The following is a 17,641-nucleotide window of genomic DNA, read 5'->3' as shown; positions in this document are numbered from 1 at the left end:
CCGCGCGACCCGCGTGTTCCGCGCGTCAGCGGACGCGGGCAACCTCCAACCAGGGCCTAGCGGCCGTGGAACACGGCGGTCTCCCGAGCGAGGTTCGCGCGGACGCCTTCTGCGCTGTCCTCGGTGGCCCACAGCCGCGTCTGCTCGGACAGCTCACGCTCCAGGACCGTGCGCACCTGGTCGGCGAGGCCGGCCCGCAGGGTCGCCTTCATCGACTGGACGGCGAGCGGCGCATTGGCAGCGATCCGGTGCGCCAGCTCGAGAGCCGTCGACCGGATCTCCCCCTCCTCCGCGAGCCGGTCGACGAGACCGACCGCGTGCGCCTCGCTCCCGGTGAGGCGACGGGACGTGTAGAGCAGGTCCGCCGCGGTCTGCTCGCCGACGATGCGCGGGAGCGACACGCTGAGCCCGAAGCCCTGGTGGAAGCCGAGCGCGGAGAAGTTGGCGTGGAACCGGCTCGACTCCGCCGCGACCCGGAAGTCGGCCGAGCACGCCAGACCGAGGCCCCCGCCGACGGCCGAGCCCTGCACCGCCGCGACGACGGGGACACCGATCTCGAAGAGCCGAACGGCCTCGGTGTAGATCGCGCGGGAGGCCGCGGCACGCTCCTCCCCCAGTCCTCCCTCACCGAAGTTGGCTCCGGCGCAGAAGTGCTTGCCCTCGGAGCAGAGCACGAGGGCGCGGCAGGTGTCGCCGTCGGCCAGCTCGGCGGCCGCGTCGGCGATCTCACTGAGCAGCTCCCGGTCGAAGAAATTGACCGGCGGACGGTGGAACTCGAGGACGGCGACCTTGCCGTCGAGGGAGACCGTCAGGGCGTTCGTCATCGTGCATCCTCCAGCGTGGGTGCGGCGTCGAAGATCAGTCGGGCGAGGGACGGCTGCGCGGACACGGCTGTCCCGAGGGCGGCGGCCGAGCCACCGCCGTAGGCACGCGAGAGGCGCCAGGCGTTGAGGCGGCGGGTGAGCTGCTGGAGGCGGTATTCCTGAGTCATCCCGATGGCCCCGTGCGCCTGGTGGGACGCGCGTGCCGCGAGCGCCGCGTTCTCGCGGACCACAGTGTCACAGGCGAGCACCTCGAAGGCGGCCTCGCGCTGCTCCATCGCGGCGGCGGCGCGTTCGACGCCGAGCAGCGACATCGACGCCGCCTGCGCCAACGTCACCACGTGCTGCGCGACGGCCTGGAAACGGCCGACAGGCTTGCCGAACTGGACCCTCTCGTCGGTGTACGACCGCGTGAGCGCGAACGCGCCGTCGGTCGCGCCGGCCATCAGCGCCGCCCGCAGCAGCAGCCCGCGCAGCCTCAGCTGCTCGGCCGGCACCGCTGCACGCCCGCGCTCGACCGGGGCTCCGTCGAACGTGAGGTCGTCGTGCGGCTGGCCGGCGAGGTCGACACCGCGTCGTACGACGGCGTGGGCGCCGTCGATCCGGACGACCTGTGCGCCGGCGACCACGACCACCGAGTCCAGGCTGCGCCCCCACGCCACCTTCGGCAACGTCCCGGAGAGCCGGTCCCCGTCGACCACGACATCGCCGGTGACCGCGACGCCTGACACCCCCGTCGGCGCGGCGAGGCCCGCGCATCCGGCCAGCCATGACGCGAGGTTGGCCTCGACCAGCGGGAGCGGCGCGGCGTTGCGCCCGGCGGCGACCAGGACCGCGACGAGATCGGGGAGGGTGCCGCCGGCGCCGCCGTGCTCCTCGGGGATCGCGATGAGGTTCAGCTGGAGGTCGACGACTTCCTTCCACTGCCCCGCGTCGAGGTCGGCGTCCTCCGCGGCGGCGACGACCTCGTGGCCGTACCGGTCCTCGAAGTATGTGTCGGCGAGCTGGCGCAGATCAGGATCGGCGTGCATCGGACCTCAGTCCCTTCGCGATGACGGTGCGCAGGATCTCGTTGGTCCCGCCGCGGATGGACCACGACGGCGAGACGAGGACGGCGCGGGCGAGCAGCGACTCGTACGGGTCCTCGGCGTTCAGGTCGGGCTCGCGCCCCAGGTGTCGTACGACCGTCTCGACGCACTCCTGCTCGAAGCGGGTCGCCATCTCCTTGACGAGTGCCGCCTCGGTGACCGGCGACCTCCCCTCGTCGACCATCCGCGCGATCGAGAGCGACATGCCGCGGAACGCCCACAGCCGCGCCGTGATGGCGCCGAGGTCAGCGGCCGCCTGCGGTCCCTGCCTGCGGACCTGCGCGGCCGCCCAGTGCTCGAGGACGCACATCAACGACAGCCACCGATCGGCGCCGCCGCGCTCCAACGCCAGCTCGGCGGTGTTCTGCCCCCATCCGGAGCCGACGTCGCCGAGTCTGCGCTCGTCGGGAACGAAGACGTCCTCGAACGACAGCTCGCAGAAGTCCCGCGTGCCGTCGATGAACGGGATCGGCGAGACCGTGAGGCCGGGCGTGTGGCGCTCGACGACGAACTGCGTGAGGCCGCTGTGGCGGTCGTCGGAGGTACGGAAGAGCGCCAGGATGTGGGTCGCGTGGTGGGCGCCCGTGGTCCAGATCTTGGTGCCGTTGAGCAGCCACCCGCCGTCGACCGGCACCGCACGCGAGCGCAGCGACGCCAGGTCGGACCCGGAGTCGGGCTCGCTCATGCCGATCGCGAAGGAGAACTCCCCGCTGGCGATGCCCGGGAGCAGCGCGCGCTTCTGGTCCTCGGTGCCGTTCATGGCGATGTTGGGACCGTGCTGGCGGTCGCCGATCCAGTGGTAGCCGACCGGCGCACCGCGCGCGAGAAGCTGCTCGACCACGACCAGCCGCTCGACGGCGGTGCGTCCGTGGCCGCCGTACTCCTCGGGCAGCGACATGCCGAGCCACCCCTGCGCCCCGAGGTCGCGGGAGAACTCCGGGTCGACCGCGCCCGCCATACCCAGCCCGGGCGGATAGCTCCCGGCGGGCAGGCGCGCGTCGAGGAAGGAGGCGACCTCCGCCTGGAGCGCGAGCTCGCTGTCGGTCAGCTCGGTGACGTCAAACCGCACGGCTGTCCTCCAGGGTGAGCTCGGCGACCACGTCGTCGGTGTGCTCCCCGATCAGCGGGGCGTGGCGGCGCAGGCCACCTGGTGTCGCCGAGAAGCGGGCCATCGCGGGGATCACCCGGTAGCGGCCCGCCGCGTGGTGCTCGACCACGGGGAGGTCGTCGACCAGGTCCTGCAGCGAGGCGACCTTCGTCGCGGGGATGCCGACGTCGCGGCAGTAGTCGAGCCACTCCTGTGTCGTGCGCGACGGCGCGATGGTGCGGACGTCGCGATAGAGGGAGTCGGAGTTCTGCAGGGTCGCACGCTGGTCCTCGTAGCGAGGATCGTCGGCGGCACCGGGCATCCCCGCCTCACCGAAGAGGGCCGCGTAGTGCTTGGGCAGGTAGGGGAACAGGTGCACCAGCCCGTCCTTGGTCGGGTGCGGGCGCCGCTCGGGCGAGAGCACGCGCGGGTAGCCCGACGCCTCCTTGCCGGAGTCGGCGACCGGGGGCTCCGCGATGGCGCCGCTGCCGTGCTCGGCGAGCACGAACGCGGCGGTCGCCTCCTGCATCGCGACCTCCACGTGCTGGCCCTCGCCCGTCCGCTCGCGGTGGAACAGCGCAGCGCTGATCGCCTGCGCCATCACCAGCCCACAGACTTTGTCGGCGAAGATCGTGGGGAGCAGCGACGGCTCACCCGTCACCCGCTCGACCATGTCGGAGACGCCGCTGGCGGCCTGGATGATGTCGTCGTACGCAGGCTCCCCTGCTCGCGGGCTGTCGAGGGGGAACCCTTGAGCCTGGCAGTAGACGAGGTCGGGCTTGATCCCACGCAGCGAGTCGTAGTCGAGGCCGAGGCGCACGAGCACCTGCGGCCGCATGGTCGCGACGACCACGTCACACGTCTCGACCAGGCGACGGACGACGTCCATGCCGCTCTCGGTCTTGAGGTCGATGTCGATCGAGCGCTTGTTGCGCAGCAGGTTGAGCGCGATGCCGGACAGCTGGGCGTGCGGCCCGGGGCCCATCACCCGGTTGGTGTCGCCACCCCGGGCCTCGACGAGCACCACGTCCGCTCCCTGGTCGGCCAGGATCTGCGTGGCGAGGGGGCCCATGACGACCCGTGTCAGGTCGAGGACGCGGATGCCGTCGAACGGCCCGCGCGGCGCTGGGGTGTCACTCATAGGGCGCGACTTTCCTTTCGCGTGGGCTTGATCACATGCAGAAATGTATACTATCGTGAATGCACTGTCTAGATCTCACGTCGAGGAGTGCCCTTGAGAGCAGTGCCGAGCGACCTCCCCCCGCTGACCGCGTACGACCAGCTCCTCACCGACGGAGTGCTCGCGTTCCAGCGGTGCGCGGCCTGCGGGGCCGCCGTCTTCACCCCTCGTACGATCTGCCCGACCTGCGGCTCGACCGAGCTCGCGTGGGAGCCCTCCGCGGGCCTGGGCACGGTGTACTCCGCGACCACGCTGCACCCACGGGGCAGGGACCCGTACGCGGTCGTCCTCGTCGACCTCGACGAGGGCTTCCGGATGCTGTCGCGGATCACCGTCCTGCCCTCCGACGGCGCCCTGATCGGACGGCGGGTCCGCGCCTCCCTCGTCGAGGGCGACGAGGGAGAGATCCCCCTGCCCTGCTTCGCGGTCGAGGAGGCCTGAGATGAGTCGAGAGAAGGATCTGCGCGGGACGACGTCGGTGGTCGGCGTCGCAGAGGCCGGCGTCGGAGAGGTCGGTCCAGGCGTCAGCGCGCTCGACATCATCGGCCGCGCGACCGCAGACGCGCTCGCCGACGCGGGGCTCTCCCTCGCCGACGTCGACGGGCTGTTCTGCCACTCGGCGTTCTTCCCGTTCCCCGCCACGACGGTCGCCCAGTACCTCGGCATCCGTCCCCGCTACTTCGACACCACCGCGACCGGTGGCAGCTCGTTCGTGGCCCACCTGCGCCACGCGACCGCCGCCATCCACGCCGGGATGTGCGACGTCGCCCTGATCACCTACGGCAGTGTCCAGCGCTCGGCCGGGGGCGGACTCACGACGTCGGGCGCGCCGCTGACCCGGACGTACGAGGAGCGCTTCGGCGCCCGTGTCCCCGTCTCCGGCTACGCGCTCGCGGCGGCACGCCACATGCACGAGTTCGGCACCACCCGCGAGCAGCTCGCAGAGGTGGCCGTCGCCGCGCGTGCATGGGCACAGCTGAACCCGGCGGCCTTCATGCGCGACCCGCTGTCCGTCAACGACGTCCTGTCCTCGCGGATGGTCTCCAGCCCGCTCACCGTCCGCGACTGCTGCCTCGTCACCGACGGCGCCGGCGCGGTCGTCGTGACCTCGACGGAACGCGCCCGGACCTTGCGGGGCACGCCGGTGCCGATCCTCGGCGTCGGCGAGGCGAGCTCGCACATGGACATCTCGTCGATGCCGGACCTCACCACGACGTCGGCGACGGCGTCCGGGGCGCGCGCGTTCGACGTCGCCGGCCTCGGTCCCGCCGACGTCGACGTCGTCGAGCTGTACGACGCGTTCACCATCAACACGATCCTGTTCCTCGAGGACCTGGGCTTCTGCGCCAAGGGCGAGGGCGGCGCGTTCGTGGCCGACGGGGCGATCGGCCCCAAGGGCCGGCTGCCGGTCAACACCAACGGCGGCGGGCTGTCGTACGCCCACCCGGGCATGTACGGGATCTTCCTCGTCATCGAGGCGGTCCGGCAGCTGCGCGGCGAAGCGGGCGACCGTCAGGTCGCGGACGCGCACGTGGGCCTGGTCCACGGCAACGGCGGGATCCTCTCCAGCCAGGTCACCGCGCTGCTCGGCGACCTGAGCACGCTCTGAGCACGACGACCCCACACCCCAGGAGGAACCATGAGCAAGCCCGTGCTGGAAGGCCGCGTCGCGGTCGTCACGGGAGCCGGTCAGGGCATCGGCAAGGCGATCGCCGAGCGGTACGCCGCCGAGGGCGCCAAGGTCGCGGTCGTCGACATCGACGGCGTCCGCGCGAAGGAGGTCGCGGACGCGATCACCGAGTCCGGCGGCACCGCGATCGGCGTCGCCTGCGACGTGTCCGACCGTGCCGCGGTCGACGCCGCCGCGGCCGAGGTCGTCGCCGAGCTCGGGACGATCACGGTGCTGGTCAGCAACGCCGGCGTCACCCGGCCCGCGATGCTGTGGAAGATGACTGACGACCAGTGGGACGCCGTCATGTCGACCCACCTCAACGGCAGCCTCTACTGGCTGCAGGCCGTCACCCCCGGCATGCGCGAGGCCCGCAAGGGCTGGATCATCTTCACCACGTCCGCCGCGGGCATCAACGGCACGATCGGACAGATCAACTACGCCGTCGCGAAGTCCGGGATCCTCGCGATGATGCGCTCGGCGGCACGCGAGCTCGCCCCGTCGGGCATCGTCGTCAACGCCGTCGCCCCGGCCGCAGCGACCCCGATGACCGAGACGATCCGCACCGACGAGCGCTTCAAGGACAAGTACCTCGAGAGCATCCCGATGGGCCGCTGGGCGGAGCCGCAGGAGATCGCCGGCAGCTACGTCTTCTTCGCCTCCGACGACGCCGCCTACGTGACCGGGCAGACGCTGTCGGTCGACGGCGGACGCGTGATGATGCGCTGAGCACGACGCTCGTACGAAGGGGGCCCGCGCCGTGGCGCGGGCCCCCTTCGTCGTCCGTGCGGTCAGGCGATCAGCGCCGCGAGACGACCGGAGATCATCTCCTCGGCCTCGGCCACGATCCGCCCGACGAGCTCGGCCACGGTGGGCACGTCGTCGATCAGGCCGGCGACCATGCCGCACGACCAGACCCCGCGATCGATGTCGCCGCTCTCGTACACCTCGCGCCCGCGGACGCCGGCGACCATGTCACGGATGTCGTCGAACGTCGCCCCGGCGTCGAGCTTGTCGACGACGACGTCGCTCACCCCGTTCTTCGCCACGCGCGCCGTGTTGCGCAGCGGCCGGAAGATGAGGTTGGTGTCGCGCTCGGTCGCCTCGACGATGTGCCGCTTGACGTTGTCGTGGATGAACGACTCCTGCGTGCACATGAAGCGGGTGCCCATGTTGATGCCGTCCGCGCCCAGCGCGAGCGCCGCGACCAGGCCGCGCGCGTCGGCGAACCCGCCGGAGGCGACGACGGGGATGCTCAGCGCGCGCGCCGCTGCCGGGATGAGGACGAGCCCAGGGACGTCGTCCTCCCCTGGGTGCCCGGCGCACTCGAAGCCGTCGATGCTGACGCCGTCGACGCCGATCGCCTGCGCCTTGACGGCGTGGCGCACGCTCGTGCACTTGTGCAGGACCTTGATGCCGGCGTCGTGGAACGGACCCAGGTGGTCGACCGGGTTCGCGCCGGCGGTCTCCACGATCGGCACGGCGGACTCGATGATCGCCTGCCGGTACTCGGCATACGGGGGCGGGTTGATCGCCGGGAGGATCGTCAGGTTCACGCCGAACGGCTTGTCGGTGAGGTCGCGCGCCCGCGCGATCTCCTTGACGAGGTCCTCGGGCGTCGGCTGCGTGAGCGCGGTGATGATGCCGAGCCCACCGGCGTTCGCGACGGCGGCAGCCAGCTCGGCGCGGCCGACCCACTGCATGCCGCCCTGCACGATCGGGTGCTCGATGCCGAACGTCTCCGTGAAGAGGGTCCTGATCACGCGGTGCTTCCTTCCGTCGGGCCGAGGGGGAGGACGGGCCAGGTCGGCACCGCCTCGGGCAGGCCGTCGTTCACGCCGGCGCGGAACACGGCGTCACGCTTCTCGAGGAACGACGTGACACCCTCGGCGGCGTCGGGTCCCTGCTTGAGGGCGTGGATGATCTGGGTCTCGCGCACGTGCGGCACCCACGGATCGTTCTCGCTCAGCGATGACCAGAGCATCGCCCGGGTGGCGGCGATCGACGGCGCCGACGTTGCGTCCGCGATCTGGCGGGCGTAGTCGTGCGCGACGTCGAGCAGCTCGGCGTCCGGGACGACCCGCGACACGAGACCGCCCTCGCGCGCCTCCTGCGCGCCGAAGACGCGGCCCGTCAGCGTCCAGTCCATCGCCTGCGAGATGCCGACGACGCGCGGCAGGAACCAGCTCGACGTCGCCTCGGGGGCGATCCCCCGACGTGCGAAGACGAAGCCGAACCGTGCCGACTCCGCGGCGATCCGGATGTCCATCGGCAGCGTCATCGTGATCCCGACGCCGATCGCGGCGCCGTTGATCGCCGCGATCACGGGCTTGCGCATCTGCGCGACCCGCAGCGAGACCACGCCGCCCCCGTCGCGAGGCAGGCCCTCGACCGTGTCGGCGTCGGACCGGGAGTCGCGATGGTCGGCGCGGGCGTACGAGAAGGGCTTGTCACTGGCATCGCCCAGGTCCGCCCCGGCGCAGAACGACCGTCCCTCCCCGGTGACGACGACCGCGCGTACGCCGTCGTCGCCGTCGGCGAGCTCGAGCGCGTCGTGGAGCTCGTAGCGCATCACCGGGGTGAACGCGTTGTGCCGCGTCGGCCGGTCGAGCGTGATCGTCGCGACCCGGTCGGCAACCTCGTAACGGATCTGCTGGAAGTCGCTCATCGGATCGACCACTCCCCCGTGAAGGTCGCCTCGGTCTTCTCCTGGAACGCCCGGCGTGCCGCGGGGGCGTCGTCGGTGGCGTAGTTGACGGCCTGCGCGCGCGCCTCGCTGTCGAGCGCCTCGCGCATCGGGAGGACCATGCCGGCGTTGAGCAGCTCCTTGTTCTGGGCGACCGCGATCGGCGGCATCTGGGCGAGGCGCTCGGCCAGGTCGTCGACGAACGCGTCGATCTCGTCCGGAGCGACGACCCAGGTGGCGAGACCGAGCTCCTTGGCCTCCTGCGCCGAGACGAGCTCGGAGAGGAAGGCGAGCCGCTTCGCCTGCTGCAGCCCCGCCAGCCGCGGCAGCAGCCACGACCCGCCGAAGTCCAGGCTCAGGGCGCGCTTGGCGAAGATCTGGGAGAACTTCGCGTCGTCGGCGGTGACGACGAGGTCGCAGCACAGTGCGAGGTTCCATCCCGCGCCGACGGCGTGACCCTCGACCTTCGCGACGGTCGGCTTCGCCAGTGAGTACAGCGCCTCCGCGGTCCGGCTGATGTTGCGGACCCGGGTCACCGGATGGCCGACGGGGGCGCCGGAGATGTCGGCACCGGCGCAGAACGTCCGCTCGGCACCGGTGACGACCACGGCGCGCACCGCGTCGTCGTACGCGGCCGCGCGCACGGCGTCGTACAGCGCGGCCCAGCCCGCGGGGCCCATCGCGTTCTTGCGCCGGGGCCGGTTGAGGGTGATCGTCATGACGCCGTCGGTGACGTCGCTGAGCACGGGCGGGTCGAGCACGCCGTCGATCACGACGCCACCGCCGTCCCGGCCACGGCGGCCGTACCGATCGCGCCGGCGAGCGCGTTGCGCCCCCCGTGGGCCTGCTCGAGCGACTTGCCGAGCTTCAGCCAGAGCTGCAGGTCGTGCTCCCAGGTGAACCCGATGCCGCCGTGGAGCTGCAGTGCGACGCGGTTCGCCTCGAACTCGGCGTCGAGCGCGCACACGCGTGCCGAGCGGGCGGCGTCGAGGGCGTCGCTGCCCTCGTTCGCCGTCGTCCACGCCGCGGCCTGCACGACGAGCCGCGCCATCGTCACCAGCGACGTCGCGTGCGCGAGCTGGTGCTTGACGGCCTGGAAGGAGCCGACGACGCGGTCGAACTGGCGGCGCACCTTCACGTACTCGACGGTGAGGTCGAGCATCTGCCGCGAGAGGCCGATGAGCACGGCCGCCGACGCGACCGCCTCGTACGCGAGCAGCGCCTGGACGAGTGCCGGGTCGGCGTCGAGCCGCACGGGGTCGGCACCGGGGCGGATCGTCACGCGCGACTGACGGCGCGAGGGGTCCATCGAGCGCAGCGGCTCGACGTCGACCTCGTCGCGCGCCAGCAGCAGGAGATCGTCACCGACCACGGCGACGATCCCGTCGCTCACGTGCGCGTCCGGCACGGAGTCGAGCCCGCGCAGCGCCGCCGTGAGACGACGCTCGCCGGCGGCGACCGCGGGCAGCCACGTGTCGCGCACCTCGGCGCTCGCACCGCGCACCAGCGCGACCGGACCGACCACGAGGGCCTCCACGAGCGCGTCGGGGACGGCGTGCTGGCCGACCTCCTCGAGCACGAGCACGAGGTCGACGAGGTCCCCGCCGGCACCGCCGTCGTCCTCGGGGACGAGGATCGACGGGAGCCCGGACGCCGCCAGCTCGTCCCACAGGTTCGGCGACCGCCCGTCCGCGTCGCCCCACAGGGCGCGCAGCGTCACGGGGTCGGCCTGCTTGTCGAGCAGGCGGCGTACGGAGTCGGCGAGCGCGATCTGCTCGTCGTCGAAGGCGAAGTTCACGGTCGGGGCTCCCTGGGAAGGCCGAGGAGGCGCTCGGCGACGATGTTGCGCTGGATCTCGGTCGAGCCGGCGTAGATCTCGCCCGCCCTCCCGTGCCAGTAGGTACGGCGCATCCCCCGCAGCTCGCCCTCGTCGCCGATCCAGTCGGGGATCTCGGCGGCGGGTCCGAGGACCGCGAGGTTCTCCTCGTGGATGGCGGTCTGGATCTCCGCCCAGCGCAGCTTGATGATGCTGGAGAAGCTGTCGTCGGGGACCTCCCGGGCGATCCGGTCGGTCGAGGCGAAAGTGGCCTGCTCGTACGCGTAGGTCCACGCGCGCAGCGCTCCGAGCCGCTGCAGCGCTCCGGCGTCGTCGGCAGCCAGCTTGCGGACGTCCTCGGTGAGGTGCTCGACGGCCATCCGAAGCCGGGTGTGGGTGCCGCGCCCGGTGCCCCGCTCGAGCTGCAGCGAGGTCTGCGCGACCCGCCAGCCGTCGTTGAGCGGGCCCACGACGTTCTCGAGCGGCACCTCGACGTCGGTGAAGAACACCTCGGCGAACCCGGCGTTGCCGTGCAGCTGCACGAGCGGCCGGACCTCGACCCCGGGGCTGTCCAGGTCGAGGATGACGAACGAGAGCCCCCGGTGCTTCGGCGCCTCGGGGTCGGTGCGGACGAGCGCGAACATCGTGTGGGCGATGGTGCCCTGCGAGGTCCACGTCTTCTGGCCGTTGACGACGAGGGTGTCGCCCTCGACACGAGCGGTCGTCCGGAGGTTCGCGAGGTCGCTGCCGGCCTCCGGCTCCGAGAAGCCCTGGCACCAGATGCGCTCACAGCTCAGCAGGTCGGGCAGCCAGCGGCGCTGCTGCTCCTCCGTCCCGTGCGCGAGCACCGTCGGCCCGCCGTGCACGAGGCCCATCTTGTTGAGCCGCTCGGGCAGCTCGAAGCGTGCGTACTCCTCGTCGTAGATCATCTGGTGCCACGCGTCGGCACCCAGGCCTCCGACCTCGGCCGGCCAGCCCGGTGCGGCGTACCCGGCGGCGTGCAGGCGGCGCTCCCACTCCATGTGCTGGGCGAGTCCGGTCTCGGAGTACGGGGGGTCCAGCGGCGCGGTCGGGCGGTTCGCCTCGAACCACGCCTGGAGCTCGCGCCGGAAGGCGTCCTGCTCCGCGGTGAATCTCAGGTCCATGTCAGTCCTCTGCGAGCATCTTGGTTCGTTCGACGATTCCGAGGTCGGCCTCGGCGCCCTTCCGCTTCCGGAGGACCGCCCCGCGGATCGAGGAGGCGATCAGGAGCAGGGTGACGAGCATGATGACGCCGGAGATCGGCCGGGTGAAGAAGATCGTCATGCTGCCATGGGAGATGAGCAGCGACTGCCGGAACGCCTCTTCGAGGATCAGGCCGAGCACGAAGGCGAGCACCAGCGGCGCGGGCTCGAAGCCGGTCTTGCGCATCAGGTAGCCGACGACGCCGGCCACGAGCACGACCATCATGTCGAAGGTCGAGCTGCGCAGCGTGTAGACGCCGACGAGCGTCACGAGCAGCGCGATCCCGCCGATGATGCCGATCCGGACCCGCAGCAGCTGGACGAAGATGCCGACCAGCGGCAGGTTCAGCGCCAGCAGGATCAGGTTGCCGACGAACATCGAGGCGACCACGCCCCAGAAGATGTCCGGGTGGTCGGTGATCAGCGCCGGTCCCGGCGTGATGTCCTGCATCATCAGTGCGCCCAGGATGAGCGCGAGCACCGCGTTCGACGGCAGGCCGAGCGTCAGCAGTGGGATGAACGCCGAGATCGACGACGCGTTGTTGGCGGTCTCCGGCCCGGCGACGCCCTCGATCGCTCCGTGCCCGAACTCCTCAGGGTTCTTGGCGACCTTCTTCTCGGTCGCGTACGACGCCAACGAGGACATCACTCCACCGCCGCCGGGCAGCATGCCGATCGGGAAGCCGAGGATCGTGCCACGCGCGATCGGCGCCCGCGACCGCTTCCAGTCGTCGCGGGTCGGGAGCAGCCGGCCGACCTCGCCGATCGTCCCGCCCTGCGTGGACTGCTTCTCAAGGTTGTAGAGGATCTCGCCGACGCCGAACAGGCCCATCGCGATCGCGACCATGTCGAGGCCGGAGAACAGGTCGGGGATGCCGAACGTGAACCGCATCGTGCCCGCGATCGGGTCCTGCCCGACGGTGGCGAGGAGCAGGCCCACGAGCGCCGCGATGACGCTCTTCATCGTCGAGCGGGTGCCGAGGTAGGTGACGAGCACCAGGCCCATCGCGGTCAGCGCGGCGTACTCGGGAGGCCCGAAGCGCAGCGCGAAGTCGGCCAGTGCGGGGGCGACGAAGACGAGCCCGAGGATCGCGACCGTGCCGCCGATGAACGAGCCGATCGCCGAGATCCCGAGCGCGGGACCGGACCGGCCGCGCCGGGTCATCTCGTACCCGTCGATGGCGGTGACGGCACTGGCCGCCTCACCCGGGATGCGGAGGAGGACCGACGTGATCGTCCCCCCGTACATCGAGCCGTAGTAGACGCCGGCGAGCATGATGACCGCCGCCGCGGGCGAGATCGTGTAGGTGATCGGGAGCAGCAGCGCGATCGTGGCGGTGGGCCCCAGGCCCGGAAGGACGCCGATGACCGTGCCGATCGTCACGCCGATCGTGACGAACATCAGGTTCTCGAAGGTGAGGACGACGCCGAATCCGTCGGCGAGCGAGGACAGTGCGTCCACGTCAGCGACCTCCCCACAGCGAGGCGACGAGGTCGTCGGGGAACACGACCCCGAGCAGCCCGACGAAGAGGAAGTACGACGCGAGCGACCCGAGGGCGGCGACCGTCAGCGAGAGTCGCCACGACTCCTTCGCGAGCGCCTTCAGCCAGAACGTCAGCAGCACGAAGCCGGCGAGGATCGACCCGGTGTACGTGAAGAGGACGATGAACAGGTAGAGCGCGACGGCCGCGGCGGCGACGCGGAACGATCCGCGCTCGAACGGTTCCTCACCGGCCGTCAGGTCGAGCGCGAACCCGACGAGGCAGGTCACGGCCAGCAGCGCGGCGACGATCGTCGGCCACAGCGCGGGACCCGGCGCCGAGAGCGTGCCGACCTTCATGTTCAGCGCCTCCACGAGGAACACGACGGCGAACACGAGGACGGCGGCCAGCGCGATCCACGACGCGAGCCGCGACTTCCGCGAGACCGGCTCGGGAGGGCGTTCCTGCACGGCCTCTCCCGCGACGGAGCTTTCTTTCATGGGATGTCTCCTTCGACGGCTGGCCGGGCGGGCCGACGTGGCCCGCCCGCACCGGTGATCAGCCGAACAGCTCCGTGAGGATCGGCTCGAGGTCGGAGACCTCGGTGTGCATCTGGTCGGAGATCGCCTTGGCGCCGATGAACTCCGTCGGCACGCGCTCCTCGCCGATGACCTTCGCGATCTCGGGGTCGGCGAGGGCCTCCTGGAGACCCTCCTCGAGCGTCGCCACGACCTCGTCGGGCGTCCCGTCCGGCGCCACGAGGATGAACATCGAGTTGCCGTAGGTGAGCTTGTCGTACCCGAGCTCGACCAGGGTCGGCGCGTCGGGGGCGTAGTCGAGCCGCTCCGTGGAGCCGACGGCCAGGGTCTTGGTCTTGCCGGCCTCGACCTGCGCGAGCGAGACCTCGGCGTTGGACCCGAAGACGGCGTCGACGTTGCCGCCGAGCAGCGCGTTGACCGCCGGCGCCTCGCCCTTGAACGGCACCAGGTTGAGCTCGATGCCGTACTCGCTCTTCATGCGCTCGAACTCGACGTGCTGGGGCGCCTGCGCGCCGGCGGTGCCGACGGTGATCTTGCCGGGCGACTTCTTCGCGGCCTCGAAGAACTCCTCGGCGGTCTGGTACGGCGAGTCGGCGGGCACGAACAGCATGCCGGGGCCCACGGTTCCGACGCCGATCGGTGCCAGGTCGTCGAGGGTGTAGCCGACGTCCTCGATCAGCGGGACGCGGCTGGCGGCCGACGCGGTCGTCATCGCGATCGTGAGTCCGTCGGGCTTGGCGGCCGACAGCTGCGCGGTGCCGACGGCCCCGGAGCCGCCGTCGACGTTCTCGACGACGACGGACACGCCGAACTTCTCCTCGTACGACTTCGCGATCGCCCGCCCCGCGAGGTCGGTCGGACCTCCCGCGGCGTAGGTGACGATCATGCGGATGTCGTCGGAGGGGAAGTCCGAGGCCGAGGCGTCGTCGGACTTCGCACAGCCGGCGGTCGCGAGAGCGCCGACGGCGACCAGGACCGCGATACGGGTGAGCTTCATGGCAGGAACCTTCTGTCGAGGGACGTGGGTGGGTGACCGTCGGTCAGGAGCGAGGAACGGTGTCGGCCTCGGGCTGGAGGACGACCAGGGCGTCGACCGCGACTCCGCCACGACCCCGGGGCCGGACGAGGAACGGGTTGACGTCGATGCTGTCGAGCTGGTCGCGGTGGGTCGCCGCGAATACGGAGAGGGCACTGAGCGCGTCCGCCAGGGCGGCGACGTCGGCCGGCGGTCGGCCTCGGGCGCCGTCGAGCATGGCGAAGCCCTTGATCTCGCGGATCATCTCCTCGGCCTCCTCCGGGCCGATCGGGGCGAGCCTGTAGGTGACGTCCTTCAGGACCTCGACGAAGACGCCGCCGAGTCCGAACATCACCACGGGCCCGAACGTCGGGTCGTTGTAGGCGCCGAGGATGGTCTCGGTCCCGTCGTCGATCATCGGCGAGACGACGACACCGTCGATCCGGGCGGCAGGCGCTGCGGCGGTAACGTTGTCGAGGATGGCGGTGTACGCCGCCGCCGCGGCCTCGCCGCCGACGACGTCGAGGACGACACCGCCGATGTCGCTCTTGTGCGCGAGGTCGGGCGAGACCACCTTGAGGACCACCGGTCCGTCGGCGTCCTCGGCAGCACGGGCGGCGCCGGCCGCAGACGTGACGAGCACGTCGCTGACGACCGGGATGCCGGCGTCGGCGAGCAGGCGCTTGGCGCCCACCTCCGTGTACGGACCGGCGAGCCTGGTCCCCTCCCCGAGGGCGGGGACGGGGTGCACCGCGCCCGGCGGTCTGGTCCCGATGTCGGCCAGCGTGCCCAGGACGCGCACGGCGGTGGACGCGTCCTCGAACACGGGGATGTGGAGCGCCTCGACCGCACGGCGCACCTCGGGGGTCGACAGCATCGACACGACGATCGGCGCGTCGGGATGCTTGGCGCGGACCTGCGTCAGGGCGTCGACGACTAGGTCGGTCCACGGATCGAACAGGCCCATGTAGGTGAGGGCGACGACGACCGCGTCGTACTCGCCCTCGTCGAGGACGGTGTCGAGGAACGTCGGCAGGAGTCGCGGGTCGTTCATGAGCTGCGCGGTCAGGTCGACCGGGTTGACGACGCCGGCGGCGGGCCAGACCTCCTTGAGCCGCGCCTGGGTCGCGACCGGGAGCGGTGCTGCCTCGAGGCCGGCGTCGGCGGCCTCGTCCGCCATCAGGATCCCGACGCCGCCGGACCCGGTCATCAGGCCGACCCGTCGCCCGGTCGGGAGGTAGCCGCCCGCGACCGCGTACGAGACGTCGAGGAGCTCGGCCATCGACTCGACCCGGGTGACGCCGTACTGCGCGAAGAGCGCGTCGAAGACCTGGTCCGCGCCGGCCAGCGAGGCCGTGTGGGACGCGGCCGCGGCGGCGCCGACCTCCGAGCGGCCCACCTTGAGGGCGACGACGGGCTTGCCGGCGTCACGCGCGACCCGCAGCGCCTCGCGCAGACGGTCGCCGTCGGCGGCGCCCTCGAGGTAGACCGCGATCACGTCGACGCCGGGATCGAGCGCGAGGTAGGCCAGCGCGTCGGCGAGCTGGATGTCGCTGCCGTTGCCGAGGGACAGCCAGGGGTCGAAGTCGATCCCGCGCGCGACGGCCTCGACGACCCAGTGCGCGGCGATGGCGCCGCTCTGGCTCACGAGCGCGACACGGGCGTGCGCGTCGAGGTCGATGGTGTGCCCGACCGCGGCGGCGAAGGTGCCGACGGCGCCGACCGAGCGGTTCATGGAGCCGATGCAGTTCGGGCCGAGGATGCGCATGCCGTACGAGGCGGCCGCCTCGACGACCTCGCGCTGCAGGGCCTCGCCCTCGACGCCGAGCTCGGCGAATCCGGCGCTGAAGATCGTGGCGACCTTGACGCCGTTGCGCCCGCACGTGTGCACCGCGTCGAGGACGGCCGCGCTCGGCAGGGCGATGAGGGCAAGGTCGACCTCGCCCTCAACGTCGTCCAGGCTCGCGAACGCCGGCAGCCCCTGCACCACGGTCGCGCGCGGGTTGATCGGGTAGACGGGGCCGGCGAACCCGTGCTCCTTGAGGAAGCGGATCGGACGGCCCCCGATCTTCACCGGGTCGGTCGAGGCACCGAGGACCGCGACGCTCCGCGGCCGGAACAGGCTGTCGAGGCCGGACAGGTCGAGGCGAGTCGCGTCGCGGCGGACGTCGATCACGGTCATGGGGTTCCTCTCACTCGGCGGCGTCCGTGTGGCGCGCACCACGTGGCGTACGTCATAGAAACATGAATGCATGAGAACATGCAAGAATGTATACGAAAAGATTTCCACTACGCTCTTCCCTAACATCGAGGAGCGAGTGACCTCACCGCGGCCGGCGACAAGGAGCCACCGATGACCCTCCGTGAAGCTCCGGACGCGCGCGCGCGAACCGGCGTCGAGCGCGCGCTCACCGAGATCCGCCGCATGGTCCTCGAGGGCGAGCTGCTCCCCGGACAGAAGGTCCACCAGGGCGAGCTGGCCGAGCACCTGAAGCTCAGCCGCATCCCGGTGCGCGAGGCGCTGTCGACCCTGCACGCGGAGGGCGTGCTCGACCACCGCCCCAACACGGGATTCACCGTCTCGCGCTTCAGCAGCGACGACCTCATCGAGATCTACCTGATGCGCAGGCTCCTCGAGACCGAGCTCATCCGCAGCATCGACCTCTCCACCGTCGACGTCGACGAGCTCGCGAGGATCAACCACCACCTCGGCGCCCTCTCGGCTGCCGCGGAGGCGGACGAGTTCCAGGAGTCGAACGAGCACTTCCACTTCAAGCTCTTCGAGTACTCGCCACTGACGCAGGTGAGGCGCGAGATCGAACGCCTCTGGTACATGTCGAGCTTCTACCGCTCGCTGTACATGCACGAGGCCGACTCCAGCCTGCGCGTCAACGCCGACCACGACCGCATCCTCGACGCGATCCGCGACCAGGACGTCGAGGAGCTCATCCGCGCGAGCGACGACCACCGCGCCTCGACGGAAGCACTGGTCGTCCGCCGCCTGGGCCGGTCGCGGCCGCGCTGACCGTCAGCCG

Annotated in this window: 17 protein-coding genes; 4 read left to right on the top strand and 13 right to left on the bottom strand. The window is 71.4% G+C overall.

Annotation, left to right across the window (positions count from 1 at the left end; genetic code table 11):
• Window positions 1–56: 56 nt before the first annotated feature.
• From ACQSSQ_RS01500 to ACQSSQ_RS01485, 4 genes are read right to left on the bottom strand one after another with little or no spacing between them, the layout of a single operon-like run.
• Complete coding sequence (locus ACQSSQ_RS01500) at window positions 57–824, bottom strand: enoyl-CoA hydratase/isomerase family protein (protein ID WP_431325260.1); 768 nt, start codon at window positions 822–824, stop codon at window positions 57–59.
• Window positions 821–1,852, bottom strand: coding sequence for an acyl-CoA dehydrogenase family protein (locus ACQSSQ_RS01495; protein ID WP_431325259.1), 1,032 nt, complete (start codon window positions 1,850–1,852; stop codon window positions 821–823). Before ACQSSQ_RS01495 ends, ACQSSQ_RS01500 begins: the two co-directional genes overlap by 4 nt.
• The gene (locus tag ACQSSQ_RS01490; protein WP_431325258.1) at window positions 1,836–2,978 is read right to left on the bottom strand and encodes an acyl-CoA dehydrogenase family protein; all 1,143 of its coding nucleotides are present in this window, start codon (window positions 2,976–2,978) and stop codon (window positions 1,836–1,838) included. Before ACQSSQ_RS01490 ends, ACQSSQ_RS01495 begins: the two co-directional genes overlap by 17 nt.
• Window positions 2,968–4,137, bottom strand: a complete 1,170-nt coding sequence (locus ACQSSQ_RS01485; protein ID WP_431325257.1) for a CaiB/BaiF CoA transferase family protein — start codon at window positions 4,135–4,137, stop codon at window positions 2,968–2,970. Before ACQSSQ_RS01485 ends, ACQSSQ_RS01490 begins: the two co-directional genes overlap by 11 nt.
• Window positions 4,138–4,239: 102 nt before the next feature.
• Between ACQSSQ_RS01485 and ACQSSQ_RS01480 the strand changes: the two genes are divergently transcribed.
• Genes ACQSSQ_RS01480 through ACQSSQ_RS01470 form a run of 3 tightly spaced genes read left to right on the top strand, consistent with a single transcriptional unit; the run spans window position 4,240 to window position 6,574 of the window.
• Entirely contained in the window at window positions 4,240–4,617 is a 378-nt protein-coding gene (locus ACQSSQ_RS01480; protein WP_431326759.1) for a Zn-ribbon domain-containing OB-fold protein, read from the top strand.
• A gap of 1 nt (window position 4,618) precedes the next feature.
• Entirely contained in the window at window positions 4,619–5,785 is a 1,167-nt protein-coding gene (locus tag ACQSSQ_RS01475; protein WP_431325256.1) for an acetyl-CoA acetyltransferase, read from the top strand.
• 30 nt (window positions 5,786–5,815) lie between these two features.
• Window positions 5,816–6,574 (top strand): SDR family NAD(P)-dependent oxidoreductase, encoded by a 759-nt coding sequence (locus tag ACQSSQ_RS01470; RefSeq protein ID WP_431325255.1) that lies wholly within the window; start codon window positions 5,816–5,818, stop codon window positions 6,572–6,574.
• A 62-nt stretch (window positions 6,575–6,636) separates the two neighbouring features.
• Here the strand turns inward: ACQSSQ_RS01470 and ACQSSQ_RS01465 are convergent, their stop codons facing one another.
• From ACQSSQ_RS01465 to ACQSSQ_RS01425, 9 genes are read right to left on the bottom strand one after another with little or no spacing between them, the layout of a single operon-like run.
• Window positions 6,637–7,608, bottom strand: a complete 972-nt coding sequence (locus tag ACQSSQ_RS01465; RefSeq protein ID WP_431325254.1) for an NAD(P)H-dependent flavin oxidoreductase — start codon at window positions 7,606–7,608, stop codon at window positions 6,637–6,639.
• On the bottom strand, window positions 7,605–8,513 hold the full coding sequence (locus tag ACQSSQ_RS01460; RefSeq protein ID WP_431325253.1) for an enoyl-CoA hydratase-related protein: 909 nt from the start codon (window positions 8,511–8,513) through the stop codon (window positions 7,605–7,607). Before ACQSSQ_RS01460 ends, ACQSSQ_RS01465 begins: the two co-directional genes overlap by 4 nt.
• Window positions 8,510–9,304, bottom strand: a complete 795-nt coding sequence (locus tag ACQSSQ_RS01455) for an enoyl-CoA hydratase/isomerase family protein (protein WP_431325252.1) — start codon at window positions 9,302–9,304, stop codon at window positions 8,510–8,512. Before ACQSSQ_RS01455 ends, ACQSSQ_RS01460 begins: the two co-directional genes overlap by 4 nt.
• Entirely contained in the window at window positions 9,301–10,329 is a 1,029-nt protein-coding gene (locus tag ACQSSQ_RS01450) for an acyl-CoA dehydrogenase family protein (RefSeq protein ID WP_431325251.1), read from the bottom strand. Before ACQSSQ_RS01450 ends, ACQSSQ_RS01455 begins: the two co-directional genes overlap by 4 nt.
• Entirely contained in the window at window positions 10,326–11,492 is a 1,167-nt protein-coding gene (locus tag ACQSSQ_RS01445; protein ID WP_431325250.1) for an acyl-CoA dehydrogenase family protein, read from the bottom strand. Before ACQSSQ_RS01445 ends, ACQSSQ_RS01450 begins: the two co-directional genes overlap by 4 nt.
• A 1-nt stretch (window position 11,493) precedes the next feature.
• A complete protein-coding gene (locus ACQSSQ_RS01440; RefSeq protein ID WP_431325249.1) occupies window positions 11,494–13,032 on the bottom strand; it encodes a tripartite tricarboxylate transporter permease in 1,539 nt (512 codons plus the stop codon).
• Window position 13,033: 1 nt separating this feature from the next.
• Window positions 13,034–13,552, bottom strand: a complete 519-nt coding sequence (locus ACQSSQ_RS01435) for a tripartite tricarboxylate transporter TctB family protein (protein ID WP_431325248.1) — start codon at window positions 13,550–13,552, stop codon at window positions 13,034–13,036.
• Between the two features lie 58 nt (window positions 13,553–13,610).
• Complete coding sequence (locus tag ACQSSQ_RS01430) at window positions 13,611–14,588, bottom strand: Bug family tripartite tricarboxylate transporter substrate binding protein (RefSeq protein ID WP_431325247.1); 978 nt, start codon at window positions 14,586–14,588, stop codon at window positions 13,611–13,613.
• Window positions 14,589–14,631: 43 nt separating this feature from the next.
• Window positions 14,632–16,788: an acetate--CoA ligase family protein gene (locus ACQSSQ_RS01425; RefSeq protein WP_431325246.1), complete on the bottom strand. Its 2,157-nt coding sequence runs from the start codon at window positions 16,786–16,788 to the stop codon at window positions 14,632–14,634.
• A 171-nt stretch (window positions 16,789–16,959) separates the two neighbouring features.
• Between ACQSSQ_RS01425 and ACQSSQ_RS01420 the strand changes: the two genes are divergently transcribed.
• Window positions 16,960–17,631, top strand: coding sequence for a GntR family transcriptional regulator (locus ACQSSQ_RS01420; RefSeq protein ID WP_431325245.1), 672 nt, complete (start codon window positions 16,960–16,962; stop codon window positions 17,629–17,631).
• Window positions 17,632–17,641 lie beyond the last annotated feature (10 nt).

This window comes from Mumia spirodelae, assembly GCF_050632745.1.
Lineage (GTDB): Bacteria > Actinomycetota > Actinomycetes > Propionibacteriales > Nocardioidaceae > Mumia.
This window is presented reverse-complemented; position numbering and strand designations above follow the sequence as displayed.

What these genes read in the sequence shown, in the direction of transcription:
- ACQSSQ_RS01485 (WP_431325257.1), bottom strand. Translation starts at nt 4,137, where the DNA reads ATGAGTGACACCCCAGCGCCGCGCGGGCCGTTCGACGGCATCCGCGTC.
- ACQSSQ_RS01500 (WP_431325260.1), bottom strand. Translation starts at nt 824, where the DNA reads ATGACGAACGCCCTGACGGTCTCCCTCGACGGCAAGGTCGCCGTCCTC.
- ACQSSQ_RS01435 (WP_431325248.1), bottom strand. Translation starts at nt 13,552, where the DNA reads ATGAAAGAAAGCTCCGTCGCGGGAGAGGCCGTGCAGGAACGCCCTCCC.
- ACQSSQ_RS01495 (WP_431325259.1), bottom strand. Translation starts at nt 1,852, where the DNA reads ATGCACGCCGATCCTGATCTGCGCCAGCTCGCCGACACATACTTCGAG.
- ACQSSQ_RS01460 (WP_431325253.1), bottom strand. Translation starts at nt 8,513, where the DNA reads ATGAGCGACTTCCAGCAGATCCGTTACGAGGTTGCCGACCGGGTCGCG.
- ACQSSQ_RS01425 (WP_431325246.1), bottom strand. Translation starts at nt 16,788, where the DNA reads ATGACCGTGATCGACGTCCGCCGCGACGCGACTCGCCTCGACCTGTCC.
- ACQSSQ_RS01420 (WP_431325245.1), top strand. Translation starts at nt 16,960, where the DNA reads ATGACCCTCCGTGAAGCTCCGGACGCGCGCGCGCGAACCGGCGTCGAG.
- ACQSSQ_RS01445 (WP_431325250.1), bottom strand. Translation starts at nt 11,492, where the DNA reads ATGGACCTGAGATTCACCGCGGAGCAGGACGCCTTCCGGCGCGAGCTC.
- ACQSSQ_RS01430 (WP_431325247.1), bottom strand. Translation starts at nt 14,588, where the DNA reads ATGAAGCTCACCCGTATCGCGGTCCTGGTCGCCGTCGGCGCTCTCGCG.
- ACQSSQ_RS01475 (WP_431325256.1), top strand. Translation starts at nt 4,619, where the DNA reads ATGAGTCGAGAGAAGGATCTGCGCGGGACGACGTCGGTGGTCGGCGTC.
- ACQSSQ_RS01470 (WP_431325255.1), top strand. Translation starts at nt 5,816, where the DNA reads ATGAGCAAGCCCGTGCTGGAAGGCCGCGTCGCGGTCGTCACGGGAGCC.